The 13106-nt window shown below is 57.2% G+C and carries 13 protein-coding genes and 1 pseudogene; 5 read left to right on the top strand and 9 right to left on the bottom strand.

Going from position 1 to position 13106, the window contains the following annotated elements:
- The first annotated feature begins 35 nt into the window (after positions 1 to 35).
- The 3 genes and pseudogenes from NSS83_RS22100 (at position 36) to NSS83_RS22090 (ending at position 1100) form a co-directional block, all read left to right on the top strand.
- Positions 36 to 236 carry a hypothetical protein gene (locus tag NSS83_RS22100; protein ID WP_341348801.1) on the top strand — a complete coding sequence of 67 codons (201 nt, stop codon included), beginning with the start codon at positions 36 to 38 and terminating at the stop codon, positions 234 to 236.
- Positions 178 to 577, top strand: a pseudogene (locus NSS83_RS22095) (SDR family oxidoreductase); the annotation flags it as partial. The gene NSS83_RS22100 and the pseudogene NSS83_RS22095, both read left to right, overlap by 59 nt.
- A 67-nt stretch (positions 578 to 644) precedes the next feature.
- Complete coding sequence (locus NSS83_RS22090; RefSeq protein ID WP_341182850.1) at positions 645 to 1100, top strand: hypothetical protein; 456 nt, start codon at positions 645 to 647, stop codon at positions 1098 to 1100.
- Positions 1101 to 1733: 633 nt separating this feature from the next.
- Here the strand turns inward: NSS83_RS22090 and NSS83_RS22085 are convergent.
- The 4 genes from NSS83_RS22085 to NSS83_RS22070 form a co-directional block, all read right to left on the bottom strand.
- Positions 1734 to 3656: an NAD(P)H-hydrate dehydratase gene (locus NSS83_RS22085; protein ID WP_341182851.1), complete on the bottom strand. Its 1923-nt coding sequence runs from the start codon at positions 3654 to 3656 to the stop codon at positions 1734 to 1736.
- Between the two features lie 232 nt (positions 3657 to 3888).
- Entirely contained in the window at positions 3889 to 4152 is a 264-nt protein-coding gene (locus tag NSS83_RS22080; RefSeq protein ID WP_341346474.1) for a hypothetical protein, read from the bottom strand.
- Between the two features lie 62 nt (positions 4153 to 4214).
- Positions 4215 to 4847 (bottom strand): NAD(P)H-binding protein, encoded by a 633-nt coding sequence (locus tag NSS83_RS22075; RefSeq protein WP_341182853.1) that lies wholly within the window; start codon positions 4845 to 4847, stop codon positions 4215 to 4217.
- Positions 4848 to 4907: 60 nt separating this feature from the next.
- The gene (locus NSS83_RS22070) at positions 4908 to 5321 is read right to left on the bottom strand and encodes a GNAT family N-acetyltransferase (RefSeq protein WP_341182854.1); all 414 of its coding nucleotides are present in this window, start codon (positions 5319 to 5321) and stop codon (positions 4908 to 4910) included.
- A 226-nt stretch (positions 5322 to 5547) separates the two neighbouring features.
- Between NSS83_RS22070 and NSS83_RS22065 the strand changes: the two genes are divergently transcribed.
- Positions 5548 to 5856, top strand: a complete 309-nt coding sequence (locus tag NSS83_RS22065; RefSeq protein ID WP_341346473.1) for a hypothetical protein — start codon at positions 5548 to 5550, stop codon at positions 5854 to 5856.
- Between the two features lie 53 nt (positions 5857 to 5909).
- Here the strand turns inward: NSS83_RS22065 and NSS83_RS22060 are convergent, their stop codons facing one another.
- From NSS83_RS22060 to NSS83_RS22045, 4 genes are all read right to left on the bottom strand, one after another.
- A complete protein-coding gene (locus NSS83_RS22060) occupies positions 5910 to 6131 on the bottom strand; it encodes a YezD family protein (RefSeq protein ID WP_036702087.1) in 222 nt (73 codons plus the stop codon).
- Between the two features lie 101 nt (positions 6132 to 6232).
- The gene (cysW, locus tag NSS83_RS22055; protein WP_341346472.1) at positions 6233 to 7096 is read right to left on the bottom strand and encodes a sulfate ABC transporter permease subunit CysW; all 864 of its coding nucleotides are present in this window, start codon (positions 7094 to 7096) and stop codon (positions 6233 to 6235) included.
- A gap of 69 nt (positions 7097 to 7165) precedes the next feature.
- Entirely contained in the window at positions 7166 to 8014 is an 849-nt protein-coding gene (cysT, locus tag NSS83_RS22050; protein WP_341182857.1) for a sulfate ABC transporter permease subunit CysT, read from the bottom strand.
- A 30-nt stretch (positions 8015 to 8044) separates the two neighbouring features.
- Positions 8045 to 9166, bottom strand: a complete 1122-nt coding sequence (locus tag NSS83_RS22045; protein ID WP_341346471.1) for a sulfate ABC transporter substrate-binding protein — start codon at positions 9164 to 9166, stop codon at positions 8045 to 8047.
- Positions 9167 to 9536: 370 nt separating this feature from the next.
- Here NSS83_RS22045 and NSS83_RS22040 point away from each other — a divergent pair, with 370 nt between their 5' ends.
- The gene (locus tag NSS83_RS22040) at positions 9537 to 11864 is read left to right on the top strand and encodes an alpha/beta hydrolase (RefSeq protein WP_341182859.1); all 2328 of its coding nucleotides are present in this window, start codon (positions 9537 to 9539) and stop codon (positions 11862 to 11864) included.
- A gap of 110 nt (positions 11865 to 11974) precedes the next feature.
- Here the strand turns inward: NSS83_RS22040 and NSS83_RS22035 are convergent, their stop codons facing one another.
- Positions 11975 to 13027 carry a lactonase family protein gene (locus NSS83_RS22035; protein WP_341182860.1) on the bottom strand — a complete coding sequence of 351 codons (1053 nt, stop codon included), beginning with the start codon at positions 13025 to 13027 and terminating at the stop codon, positions 11975 to 11977.
- Positions 13028 to 13106: the final 79 nt, after the last annotated feature.

Here is a 13106-nt window from a genome sequence, read left to right as displayed (position 1 = left end):
CCGTTTCAGCGAGAAATAGAAGGATAAGTTATCGTGTGAAACCTATAAGTTTCTTATATTTTGAAAAGACGGTAGGCCATGTGCAGCCTGTCGCTCTTCCCACTCAGCACCAGGACCGCCAGCCCGGACTGGAGAGCGTGATGCAGCCGCCTCCAATCAGCGGGCAGCTGCTAGGCAGTGCTTTTCCTGACTCAGGGGGCACTTCCGCATTTGCACCCAGGGAGCTGCATCATTAACACCGCCTCCATAACGGCTTACCGGGGACACAAGGAGCTGATTGACTATTCGTCCACCAAGGCGCTATCGTCTCCTTCACCTGTCCTCTCGCCTTGTCTCTCGCCGCCAGCGGCATCCGCATCAACAGCGTAGCTCCCGGTCCGGTCTGGACGCCGCTGATTCCTGCCAGCTTCTCTGCGGAGAAGGTCAGGTCAGTGTCTTCGGCACAGAGACTCCGTTCAAGCGTGCGGCACAGCCTTACGAACTGGCAGGAGCCTATGTCTACCTGGCCAGCGATGATGCTTCTTATGTAACCGGCACCTGCATTCATGTTAACGGCGGGGACATGGTTACCAGTTAATCCATGTCCAGGCTTCAGCCGGTCATTCCGGCCGTGTTCATCCCCCACCCTGAAAGGATGTATAGCGATGAATCAACACAAGGATTTCAACCTGCCTTCTGTCCGCCTGAATGCGGGCATGTACGCTCTAACCAAGCTGTCGGCCGCCGGATTGACCTTCATTCTGCTCTCCCTGTTCATGCTGATCCATGGCTATGAGAACGGAATTCCGTCCGGCTGGCCGGTATCGGTGCCTTATGCCATCTACGCCTACGGCCTGCCGGCTGCCATCCTGGCCGATGCGCTGCTGCGCATGTTCCGCTCCACCTCACTCAGCCCTTCACTGGCCCTGTACGCCATTGCCGGCTATGGCGCCGGGCTGTGGCTCGCTGCGGAGCAGGGCGGCGACGCCCTCGTCTCCGGCCTTACCGGACTCGCAATCCTGCTGCTGTTCCGCATCGCCCAGATCGCGGGCGAACGCTTCCCGATCCTGCTTCCCTTCTTCGCTCTGTTCATTCCGCTGGTCTGTCTGGTTCTATTCTGACCTGGACGGTTTCAGGGGAGGCCGGGTACTGGGCAGGGCTGGAATAGCGGGTAAGGCTGGAGAGCGGGTAAGGCTGGAGAGCGGGTAAGGCTCGGATAGCCGGAGGGCTGGTATACCAGCTAGGGCTGTAACATTGAGTAGGCTGGTATCCCGGCTAGCGGAGTAAAGTAACCTCTAAATTTATAGATTGGCTCAGTAAGAGGAGACCACAGACTATTGTGTTCGGTTTTCGCATACGTTGGGCCCGGTGACCTTCCTCAAGCACAGCGTGTTAACTCCCATCCTCCGGCGCATCGCGCGCTATTGTATGCCCGCAGCAAACAATTGGAGAAATGTGTCTTAATTCATCCGTTTCTGCCGATTACAGGCAAGCAGGTGGAAAAACTACAACTAATAGAGTTAGTTTCTCCGCCTGGGGTGAAATGCGCCAAATTAAGTGCCTTTTATTCAACTAACGTCCCGCCAGCGCTCATCCGCTCAACAGCAGGTGGACAAAATCCACCTCTTATCCGCTAAAGCAGACAGCAAACTAATATAGACTTTGACCTCGAAGCAGGGCCGTGCGCCAAAGCGAGCAAGAGCTTGAATTTGTTAAAGGGATGTTGGTTGGAGACTTCAAGCCGTTGCTTACACTTACAGCGCTTCGATAATATCCCCGGCGATCAGGGCGGCAGGATGGTCCCGCTTCCGGGCGGCGCGTTCTCCGGCCAGCCCGTGCAGATAGACTCCAAACGCAGCAGCCTGATCCGCCTCCAGACCCTGGGCCAGCAGACCGGAGATGATGCCCGTCAACACATCCCCCGCACCGCCGGTGCCCATACCGGGATGCCCGGTGATGTTAATATAGGCCTGCCCTTCAGGCGTTGCTATTACGGTATGGGCTCCTTTGAGTACAAGGATTACCCCATACTGAACTGCGTAAGACAATGCCAGCCCGATCCGGTCCCGCTGCACCTCTGCTGTAGATATCCCCGCCAGACGGGCCATCTCCCCCGGATGAGGGGTCAGAATAACCGGATGGCGGCGCCTCCAGCTCCGGTAATCGGCATCTGCCAGTATATTCAGCGCATCCGCATCGATAACCATAGGACCATCCGTCTCCTCCCACAGTCTGCGGAGCCACTCCGTATCTCCTTCGAAGCGGCCCAGGCCGGGGCCGATGGCTGTACAATCGCGGCTGGTACTCAGCCGCAGCACTTCAGCGGCCGTACCTGCGTTCCACTCCCCGTCACCACCGGTGACCGGGGCCAGCATCAGCTCCGGTACAGAACCGATCACATAGGGCAGCAGCTTCTCCGGCAGCGCCCAGGTTACCAGCCCGCAGCCTGCACGCAGCGCAGCGCGGGCAGACAACAGGCCTGCGCCGCTCATGCGCAGGCTTCCTGCTGCAAGCAGGACATGCCCGTAGGTGCCCTTGTGGCCCTCGGGCGAACGGCGGCGCGCCAGGTCAACCTTCAGGCGCGCCGTCAGTACTTCCGGCGTCAGGAGGCTGACCTTGACGCCGCCCTCCCGGGCAAGTGCAGCGGGTATGCCGATGGAGCGGACCACGACCCGCCCGGCAGCCTCCGCGCCGGGATATTGCAGCAGCCCCCGCTTCAGGAACGCGAGGCAGACGGTCACTGACGCATGAATGCAGGGCTCATGCGTCTCCCCCGTGTCCGCATCCAGCCCGCTGGGGATGTCCGCGGACACAATGACTCTGCCGCTGGCGTTCGCAGCGGCAATCAGCTCCGCATAGGCACCGCGCGGGGCTCCCGCGCTGCCTGTGCCGAGCAGCGCATCTATGATGCCGCTGCATGCGGCAAGGTCCAGGGCGTCCCTGCCGCAGACTACGGCAGGAATGCCCATGGCTGCAGCGGCATCACGCTGCAGCGCGGCTTCGCCGGCCAGCGACTCCGGCGCGGCCGCGTACACCAGCGTGACGGCGATGCCGGCCTCTCGCAGGTGCCGGGCGGCGGCGAGGCCATCGCCGCCATTGTTGCCCTTGCCGGCGAGGACGAGCCAATGCTCTCCACCGGCACCGGCAAGCGTCAGCGCTGCATCGCCGCTGACGGAGAAGCCCGCAGCGCCAGCGCCGAAGCCTGGGGCACCGCACCCGCTTGACGCATATGCTACGCCATCAGTTGATGCCGTTCCGTCCCACCGCATTCCACCACCTGGCATTACCGCTCCGTTTCTCCGCGCACCATCTCCAGCCGTGTCTAACCCATCACTCCGCGCACCATCAACAATAGCTCCCGTTCCGTCCCACCGCATTCCGCCATCTGGTATTACCGCTCCGTTTCTCCGCGCACCATCAGCCCTCATTCCATCTCCGGGTACTTCACCACCTGTAACTCCCGCTTCATTACTCCGTACTCCACCACCAACCGCTCCATCCCACCACGCCCCGCCACCAGCCACACTAGCTACGCTTGCCCGGCGGCGGCACAGGGCGATGACCTCCTCGGCAATGGCCCGTCCGGCATTTTCCATCAGGGCGATGGCCGGAATGCCCAGCCGCTCAATCGTGTCGCGGTCAAGTTCCCGCATCTCCTCCGCTGTCACTACATCCATGGGTCAGACCTCCTTCATAGTTGCTTCGATTGTACTAAGTCCCGTTTCAGCAAGCAAATAACTAAGGCAGCTCATGGCGGCCAATCAGTGACGAGTAACAATCTGCTTAAACAGCAAAAAGTCCTCCCGCTACGAAGAGGACCTTAAGCATACTTGCATTCCTTAGTTGCATTCCATACACCTAAAAACACTCAAAAGCACAGCCTGCCTCTTCCAGTTGTAGTTTGTACAACTAAATCTGCCCGATTGGGGAGAATCCCAGCTCAATGGGATTTTTAAATGTACAAACTACAACTAAACGCAGAATCCTTGTAAAATCAGCTGTTTTAGTTGTACAGAGTGCGATTAAACCTGCCGCTACTTTTGCAGTTTCCGCCTCAGCCACTACCCTTGCCCTTTTCACCTCTGCAGTTGCCTCTGCAGTTGCCTCTGCAGTTGCCTCTGCCACTACCTTTGCCCTCTCCTCTTCCTCTCCCGCGTCCTCCTCCGTCCACACGCACACGCGCCCCCCAAGCACTGCGCGCAAATCCTCACCCTACGATCAGTACAATCTCCCTATCAATACCCTACAGTAAACCTGGCTCTGCTGAAATTGCCTTCCTCCAGCTCATCGATGACCGCCACAGCGAAATCCTGGATGCTGATGCCGCTCCGGCCGTCTTCATCTACAATCAGCCGGTCGAGGCCGATACGGAACTGGCCGGTGCGGCTCCCGTCTATCAGAGCGGCAGGCGGACTAAGATACGTGTAATCCAGCTCTGATCCTCTATAGATCTCATAGGCATTGGCATGAGCCGAAGCCAGCGCGCGGTAGTCCTCCGGGAATCCGGCGGTGTCCATCAGCCATTCTCCCGATTCCGTCTTCAGACTGCCCGCTCCGCCGACAATGATCAGACGCTCAAGCCCAGCCGCCCGCATCCCTTCCAGCAATGAATCCGCTGCCCGCAGCAGATCATTCTCATGCCCCGCCGCCGGGCCGAACGCACTGATTACCTCTTCATGCCCGCGCACCGCTGCCGTTACCGAGGCCGGGTCCAGCAGATCAGCAGCCACTACCTGCAGCCGCTCATGCTGAAGGCCGAAGGCTTCCGGTCTGCGTACCGCAGCCGTGACCTCGTGTTTTCTTTTTAACGCTTCCTGTACGATGGCACTTCCAACTCTGCCCGATGCTCCAAACACTACAATATCCATTCTCCCGCTGCCTCACTTTCCTAATTTGCTATCCTTTATCTTTACACGAATTCACCCTATTTATCGCCGCAGGAACATTCCCTGTGAAGCAGGCATCACCGGCGTGAACCCGTATTTGGCATACAACTTTGCCGCTTCCCCGTCAGCGATGAGACTGATATACGCCTTCTCCGGAACGCTGTCCAGGAACGCGCGGATTTCCCGCATGATGCTTTTTCCGAGACCTTGTCCCTGGAAGGAAGGCTTCACCGCAATATCCGTCACTTGAAAAAAACATCCCCCGTCCCCAATAACCCTGCCCATGCCCACCAGCAGCTCTCCTGCATATACGGTCACCGCAAAAGCGGAGTTAGGCAGCCCGGCAGACGCCCCCTCTATGCTCATCGGACTAAGCCCGGCTTCCTGCCGCAGCGCCAGATAATCCTCAACTGAGGGCAGCTCCTGCCGGATCTCCGCCTGTACTGAATTTGTCATATTACTCCTCCTGTACCCTGCAATCTACACACAGCCCCGCTGCCATACTGATACCAATATATATGTATTTGTTCAAAATTGAAACGCCCCGCCTCCTCCAGCGTACAATAATTCAAAACACAGAACTTGCTCTCTGCGGACGGGCAGGTTATTCTTACCCCGTATCCTTGGGTAAACTGTGGATAGACAAGCAACACTACTATTTTGGAAGGTTGGTGAAGTAATTATGTCTCCTACAGGGAAACTGTTTAAATGGGGAACTTTCGCTTATGAGGCTTTTCTGGCGCTGCCGATTATCGGGGGAAGCTTTGTGGTAGCAAATGCCTGGGCGCCGCTCGGAATCGCTTTTCTGCTGCATGCCGTAGCCATAATCATTCTGCTGAGAGAGCGCGGTCCGATTATCGGAAATGCAGTGGGCGTAGTTACTTCGGTGGTGGCCTTGATTCCTTTCGTCGGCTGGGTGATGCATGCCATTACCGCTATCATTCTGCTCGTAGAAGGGCTGAGCGGAGCACGGCGCAATCCGCGTTACTGACAGTTAAACCTAAAAGACCTTCGATTGGTTGCCCAATGGAAGGTCTTTCTGTATTATCCTCGTCCTCCAGTACGGGTATCGGTCCGCCGGCTTCCGGTCTCTCCACTACCACGTGAATTTGCTGTGCTGTTCTCGAAACGTTTGCGCTCCGTGCGCTCCATCTGTACGATTTGACCTTCATGCACTACGATGTGCAAGGAGCCGAATTCCATATCGTCGAGAAGTTCCGTTATCCGCGCAAGCCATACCTCATCCACCTTCAGTGGTTTCGCCATTCGCAAGCCTCCCTTTCCCGGTTAGGGAAGTAACTCTGCCTAAATTCCGTTATTACCACCTTGTATACTATGAATTAACTTAGCACGGCTCCCAATAGCTGTCAATGAGCATTTTTGCGTACAAGTACGCTTTTTACAATCATCGTCACCAGTGCCAGCAGGAGCAGCAGAGAAGCCACCGCGAAGGATGCCGAAAACTGATATTCGTTGTACAAAATTTCGACATGCAGCGGCAACGTATTCGTCTCCCCGCGGATATGCCCGGACACTACGGATACGGCTCCGAACTCGCCCATGGCCCGTGCATTACAGAGAATAATGCCGTAGAGCAGGCCCCACTTAATATTCGGCAGCGTTACGCGCCAGAAGATCTGCCACCCGTGCGCACCGAGCGTAATCGCAGCCTCCTCCTCCTGTGTGCCCTGCTCCTCCATCAGCGGAATCAGCTCGCGGGCTACGAACGGGAACGTGATAAACAGCGTAGCCAGCACGATGCCCGGCAGGGCGAAGACGATTTTGATATCATGGTCGCTGAGCCAGGGGCCGAACCAGCCGTGTGAGCCGAACACCAGAATGAAGATCAGCCCGCCAATTACCGGGGATACGGCAAAAGGCAGATCGATTAGCGTAATCAGAAATCCCTTGCCGCGAAAACGGAACTTGGTCACCGCCCACGCCGCCGTTACCCCAAAGACCGTATTCAGCGGAACTGTAATCGCAGCGACCAGCAGCGTCAGCTTCAGCGCCGAGGCGGCGTCCGGGTCGGTCAATGCAGCCCAGTAGACATCCAGCCCCCGCTTCAGCGACTCCACCAGCACAATGATCAGCGGCAGCGCAATCAGCCAGAGCAGAACCAGCCCGGCCAGGGAGATGAGCACCCATTTAACCGCCGGTGACTCTGTTGCCGCGGGCGATGATACGCCCGTTCGCGGCCCGGGGACATGCAAGGGAACCGTATCGGCCATATTTATTCCTCCTAAAGTTTTATGAAGCCCTACTTCATTGATTAACTTCGCAATAAAACTCGCCCTCCCTCATCGGGAGCTCCTCCGCGCCCAGTGCTGAAGGCTGTTGATGACCAGCAGCATCAGGAAGGAGAGCAGCAGCAGAATCAGGGCTACAGCGGTCGCTCCGGCGTAATCGAACTGCTCCAGCTTGGACATGATCAGCAGCGGGGCAATCTCGGTGCGCATCGGCATATTGCCGGAGATGAACACGACAGAGCCGTACTCGCCGATGCCCCGGGCGAACGCCAGGGCGAAGCCCGTAAGCAGCGGGGGGAGCAGCTCCGGCAGGACAATCCGCAGGAAGGTGCGCCCGCGTCCTGCCCCCAGCGTAGCAGCGGCTTCCTCCATGTCCCGCTCCAGATCCTCCAGCACCGGCTGCACTGTGCGGACGACAAAGGGAATGCCGATGAACATCAGCGCCAGCGTGATGCCTAGCGGGGTGAAGGCTACCTTGAACCCCAGCGGGGTTAGCAGGGAGCCGATCCAGCCGTTCTGGGAATAGAGGGCGGTCAGCGATACGCCCGCTACGGCTGTAGGGAGCGCGAACGGCAGGTCGATCAGGGCGTCGAAGATTCTTTTACCGGGGAATTCATACCGCACCAGCACCCAGGCCAGCAGCAGTCCCAGAAATACATTGATCAAGGCCGCAGCGCCCGCCGTACTCAGACTGACACGGTAGGAGGCCAGGACGCGGGCATCCGTAGCCACATCCCAGAACTTGGCCCAGCTCAGCCCCGTTGAATTGAAGAGCAGTGCGGACAGCGGCAGCAGGACCACAAGACTCAGATAGAGTACGCTGAACCCCATTGTAATCCCGAACCCCGGCAGCAGCCTGCGCCGTACCGTCCTTGCAGCAGCTTTGGTCGTGACATTCATGTGCCCATTCATCCTTTCAAAACTCCGCTATCAGCTGCCCGGCACGTAGATTTTGTCGAAAATCCCGCCGTCATTGAAGTGCTTCGCCTGGGTCTCCTTCCAGGTTCCGAATTTATCCGCCAAGGTGAACAGCTTGATCTCCGGGAATTGATCCTTGAACTCGGCCTTCACGCTATCCAGGGTCGGACGGTAATAGTTCTCGGCAGCAATCTTCTGGCCTTCCTCGGTGTAGAGATATTTCAGGTAGGCATCTGCTACCTCGCGCGTTCCTCTTTTATCGGCCACCTTATCCACCACTGCAACCGGCGGCTCAGCCAGAATACTCTCTGACGGATTCACAATCTCGAATTTGTCCGGACCCAGCTCCTTGATGGACAGATACGCCTCATTCTCCCAGGCAATCAGCACATCTCCGATGCCGCGTTCCACGAAGGTAGTGGTCGAGCCGCGCGCTCCGGTATCCAGGACAGGTACATTCTTGAACAGCTTTTGCACGAATTCCTGGGCCTTGGCTTCATCATTATTATTGTGGTCCAGCGCATAGCCCCAGGCAGCCAGGTAGTTCCAGCGGGCACCGCCGGAGGTCTTGGGGTTAGGAGTGATGACCTCTACGCCCTCCTTCAGCAGATCGGGCCAGTCCTTGATGCCTTTCGGGTTGCCTTTGCGGACCAGGAAGACGATGGTGGAGGTATACGGGGAGCTGTTATGCTCATATTTACTCTGCCAGTCCGCGCCGATCAGCCCAGCCTCCTGAAGCGCATCAATGTCATATCCAAGCGCCAGCGTAACGACATCTGCCTCCAGGCCATCCAGCACAGCCCGGCTCTGCTTGCCCGATCCGCCATGCGATTGCTTGACGGTTACCTTCTGGCCGGTCTCCTGCTCCCAATAGGCGGCGAAGGCCTTGTTGTAGTTCTCATACAGCTCACGCGTTGGATCGTAGGATACATTCAGCAGCTCGACCGGATCTTTGGCCTGTGTCTGGGTGGCTTCCGGTGCGGAAGATGCATTCGCAGCCGCTTCTGCCGCGGCCGGGGCCGCCGTTCCTGCACCCGCACTATTCCCTGCATTACTGTTCCCGCAAGCTGTAAGCCCTGCCGTCAATATCAATGCAAACCCGGCTAGAAGCCCCTTCTTGATCCCTTTTGTCATCTTAGCCCACTCCCCCATAATAGTCTTGTAACAAGCAACAGACGCAGGAAAGCCCGCTTGCGGCAAGTCAAACCGGTCTTGTAGACACGTATCTGCGAGCCTGAAGCAGGCGTTCCTCCGTCTGTACGGTAAGAACTTATTTGATTATTCCTACCCATTTAGTAGGTTATACAGATATAATACTGAACACCTTCCGCGCTGTCAAACCTTTTTTTCACTTTGAATGAAAGACGTCGATCGACGGGCCCCGGGCAGGAAGTGGCGCCCGTTCCTGTAAGCTCCACTTGTTATTGCTGCCCCAAAGTAATATCATTGCTTACATCTAATAGAGTGAAAAAATAGAGTGAAAAAAGCACCGGGGGAAATAATCATGGGAATGGATTTGGAGTATGGCCCCGCGCCGCAGGGACCGCGGCTGCACAGGCGCGTACTCAAAGAACTGGGCAGACGCATTCTGGAAACGTACAGGTATGATACTAATTTATGGAGGACTGCGCTCAGCGGCCCTTGGACGCTATGCATTCTGGCTTTTTCTATAGTTATTATGGGTATTCCTACCGGACTCGGAAGCGCAGCAGATATTATGCTGGCAGTTGGCGCAGGAACGCTTGTTATGGCGCTGGCCAGCAATCTGCTGGCTGTGCTGCTCTCTCTAACCGGACTGCGGTTTCCGCATCTGTTCGCAGGCTCTTTGCTCAGCACCTATGGGACTGTATTGCTAATCTTATATTTTTCCGATCTGGAGCTTGAAGCTGCAGCCGTTATCGCCTGTATCGCAGCCTTGGCCTTCGGGTTAGGGGGACTTGCGGCCGGCCTGCTGCGGACCCGCAGAATGCTCAGCGGCAGTCTGCTGGCAGCGGCACTCCTCCTCTCCCCCTTCGCACTGGCCTATGGCTCTGGGACGGGGAGCAGTCCGGTACCGGTACCCTCGCTTCAGAGTCTGGCGGCGGACGGACAGGTGCTTCCCTTACTTGCAGATGATCCCGCACAGCCGGGCGGCTATACATTCCACAGCTTCACCTATGGAAGCGGCAAGGATCTGCAACGCAAGGAGTACAGCAAGGATGTTCTGCTAACCTCTGCTTCCGTGGATGCTACCCGGTATATCTCTTCCTGGCCTGTGCTGCGGACTCTGTTCTGGGGATTCGATCCCGCTTCCCTCCCGCTGAATGCCAGAGTATGGATGCCGGACGGGGACGGGCCGTATCCGCTGGTGCTCATGGTGCATGGCAACCATATGATGGAGGACTTCTCCGAGGGCGGCTACGCCTATCTTGGTGAATTACTGGCCAGCCGGGGCTTCATCGCGGTCACCCTGGATGAGAATTTCCTGAATTATTCAGCCTGGTCAGGTATTCCGGACAATGACTTCAAAGCGCGGACCTGGATGATTCTGAAGCATCTGCAGCAGATCGGCAGCTTCGCGGAGCAGCCCGGCACTCCCTTCTATCAGAAGGTAGATTATGACTCTGTTGCGCTGCTCGGCCACAGTCGGGGCGGCCAGGCTGTAGCCATGGCTGCGGATGCATCACGCTGGTTCAGCAGTGATCCGGTTCTGGATGCTATTCAGCAGTTCCATATCTCTTCGGTCATTGCCCTGGCCCCTACGGATAAAATGATCGACAGCAAGCAGGCCCGTCTAACCGATGTGAGCTATCTGACACTGCAGGGCGCCCGTGACGGCGATGTGCATGATTTCTACGGGGACCGGCAATATATGCGTTCTTCCTACACCGGCAATACCCCCGGCTTCAAAAGCTCGCTCTACATCGCCGATGCCAACCATAGCCAGTTCAATACGGACTGGGGGCTATATGACCAGACGCTGCCGACCGGCCTGTTCCTGAAGCGTTCCCGGATCATGGACGGGGAGGAGCAGCGGAGAATCGCCAAGGTCTATGTCTCTGCCTTCCTGGAGAACACGCTGCACGGGAGAACCGAGTACCGGCAATTGTTCCGCGATTACCGCAGCGGCGCCCGGTGGCTGCCGGATACCGCCTATTATAACCGCTTCCAGAGCGGGTCCTATATCACGGTAGCGGACTATGATGAAGACCGCAACAGAGGCATCGTTCAGGGCGGGACCGTCTCTGCGACTACGGGGCTTCAATGGAGCGAAGAGGCCGCGAAGGACCGTGAACGGAACAATAAGCCCTCTTACGGTATCCTGCTGGAGCGCAGCGCAAGCCCGGAGCAGGAGTCTGCGGACGCCGAGGCTGCTTACAGCATTAGGCTCAGCGATACGCTGACCCGGACGCTTGCGGAATCCCCAGCTGTAGAGGGGCTCACCTTCTCCCTGGCGAACCATAACTCCGATCCTAACCAGGACGGCGATGCCGGGCCGCTGCCGGAAGCTGGGCTCTCCCCGGATGTGGAGGTGGAGCTGACTGACAGCAACGACACCGCCGCAAGAATCCCCCTGGACGAGGTGATGGATATTCTGCCGCTCCCGCAGACTGAATTCACGCTTAGTCCGTGGCTGGAGGAGCGGATCAGTGACGGCAAATTCAGCAACCTTTCGGAAGCAGTCTACCAGACGTACAAGCTGCCCTTCGAGCTGTTCCTTGAGGAAGAACCGGAGCTTGATCCGGATAGTCTGACTGATATCACTTTTTATCTGCAAGGCTCAGAAGACAAGATCATGCTGGACGACATCGGCTTCTACGAGCGGGAGGACCCGCTGACAGGAGTGTATTAACCGGACATCATTCTATCTATAAAATAAATAACAACAGCCTAAATTGCCCCCTGTCCGCCATACTGCGGACAGGGGGCTTTGCTGCTCCTGCACAGCGGTCCTTATGCTGGTTAATCCAGGGCTACAAGGCAGACAGGTGCCGGCACTTCCAGCTCATTGCCGGTAGGGATCAGCCGCCCGGTCTCGCTGTCTATGCGGAAGGAGGCAATATTGCCGCTGTTCTGGTTAGCGGCGAGCAGCATGCCGCCGATCAGAGCGAAGTTGCGCGGTGTCCGTCCTCCGGAGATCACCCAGTCCTCCGCTTCCAGCAGACCTGTAGCCTTATCGATATAGAATAGTGCGATGCTGTCATGTCCCCGGTTGGATACGTAGAGGTAGCGTCCGCACGGCGATACATGGATATCGGCAGCCGTATCATCACTTCCCGCCGTATAGTGCTCTGGAAGGCTGCTGATACTCTGCAGGAGCTTCAGATTACCTTGAAGCTCGTCATTAGCGAACACGGTGACCGAGTTATTTAGTTCATTGACCAGATAGATCCATTGCCGCGAAGGATGCACCGCCAGATGGCGCGGTCCTGAGCCTGGAGGAAGGTCCACCTCCCGGTGAGTGACCAGTTTTCCGTCCTCCACCCGGTAGATCACGATCTGGTCAAGACCAAGATCACAGACCAGCACATGTTCACCCGTCTTGTCCGGGATCACCGAATGAGGATGGGGCGCCTCTTGGCGGTCGCTGCGGATTCCCGAGCCCTCATGCTTCACCTGGGAAGACATCTCCTGCAAGGACCCGTCCGGGTTCAGCGGGAACACATTGACATTGCCTCCCGTATAGTTAGACACGGCTATGTAATCTCCCTGCGGAGCCACCGAGACATAACAAGGTGCGCCGCCTCCGGTCGCTCTGCTGCCTAGCGGATGCAGAGCTTTGCTGCCGGGATCAATCGCATAGGCATGAACCTCACCCTCATCCTGCTCGCTCACTGCATATAATGCAGTCTGTGCCGCATTGACCGCCAGATAGGAAGGATTCCGGGTCCCCCGGGTACCGCCCATAAGCCTCATTTCTCCGGTCTCCTTATCCAGCGCACCGAGCAGGATGGCCTCTTTCTCCTTACTGTTGTACGTTCCAATATAGAATAATACTTCATTTGGCTGGTGCATGGCTGCGGCTCCTTTTTATTATAAAGTATATAATCTTATATAACCTGTACAGCCCTATTCTTACTCAGCGGGCCATCCA

The organism is Paenibacillus sp. FSL H3-0469, assembly GCF_038051945.1.
Taxonomy (GTDB): Bacteria; Bacillota; Bacilli; order Paenibacillales; family Paenibacillaceae; genus Paenibacillus_AQ.
Note: the sequence above shows the minus strand (reverse complement) of the source record. Positions and strands in the feature narration are given on the sequence as shown.

Coding starts and splice junctions, on each gene's coding strand:
- NSS83_RS22090 (WP_341182850.1), top strand. CDS start 645: ATGAATCAACACAAGGATTTCAACCTGCCTTCTGTCCGCCTGAATGCG.
- NSS83_RS22085 (WP_341182851.1), bottom strand. CDS start 3,656: ATGGATGTAGTGACAGCGGAGGAGATGCGGGAACTTGACCGCGACACG.
- NSS83_RS22075 (WP_341182853.1), bottom strand. CDS start 4,847: ATGGATATTGTAGTGTTTGGAGCATCGGGCAGAGTTGGAAGTGCCATC.
- NSS83_RS22070 (WP_341182854.1), bottom strand. CDS start 5,321: ATGACAAATTCAGTACAGGCGGAGATCCGGCAGGAGCTGCCCTCAGTT.
- NSS83_RS22065 (WP_341346473.1), top strand. CDS start 5,548: ATGTCTCCTACAGGGAAACTGTTTAAATGGGGAACTTTCGCTTATGAG.
- NSS83_RS22060 (WP_036702087.1), bottom strand. CDS start 6,131: ATGGCGAAACCACTGAAGGTGGATGAGGTATGGCTTGCGCGGATAACG.
- cysW (WP_341346472.1), bottom strand. CDS start 7,096: ATGGCCGATACGGTTCCCTTGCATGTCCCCGGGCCGCGAACGGGCGTA.
- cysT (WP_341182857.1), bottom strand. CDS start 8,014: ATGAATGTCACGACCAAAGCTGCTGCAAGGACGGTACGGCGCAGGCTG.
- NSS83_RS22045 (WP_341346471.1), bottom strand. CDS start 9,166: ATGACAAAAGGGATCAAGAAGGGGCTTCTAGCCGGGTTTGCATTGATA.
- NSS83_RS22040 (WP_341182859.1), top strand. CDS start 9,537: ATGGGAATGGATTTGGAGTATGGCCCCGCGCCGCAGGGACCGCGGCTG.
- NSS83_RS22035 (WP_341182860.1), bottom strand. CDS start 13,027: ATGCACCAGCCAAATGAAGTATTATTCTATATTGGAACGTACAACAGT.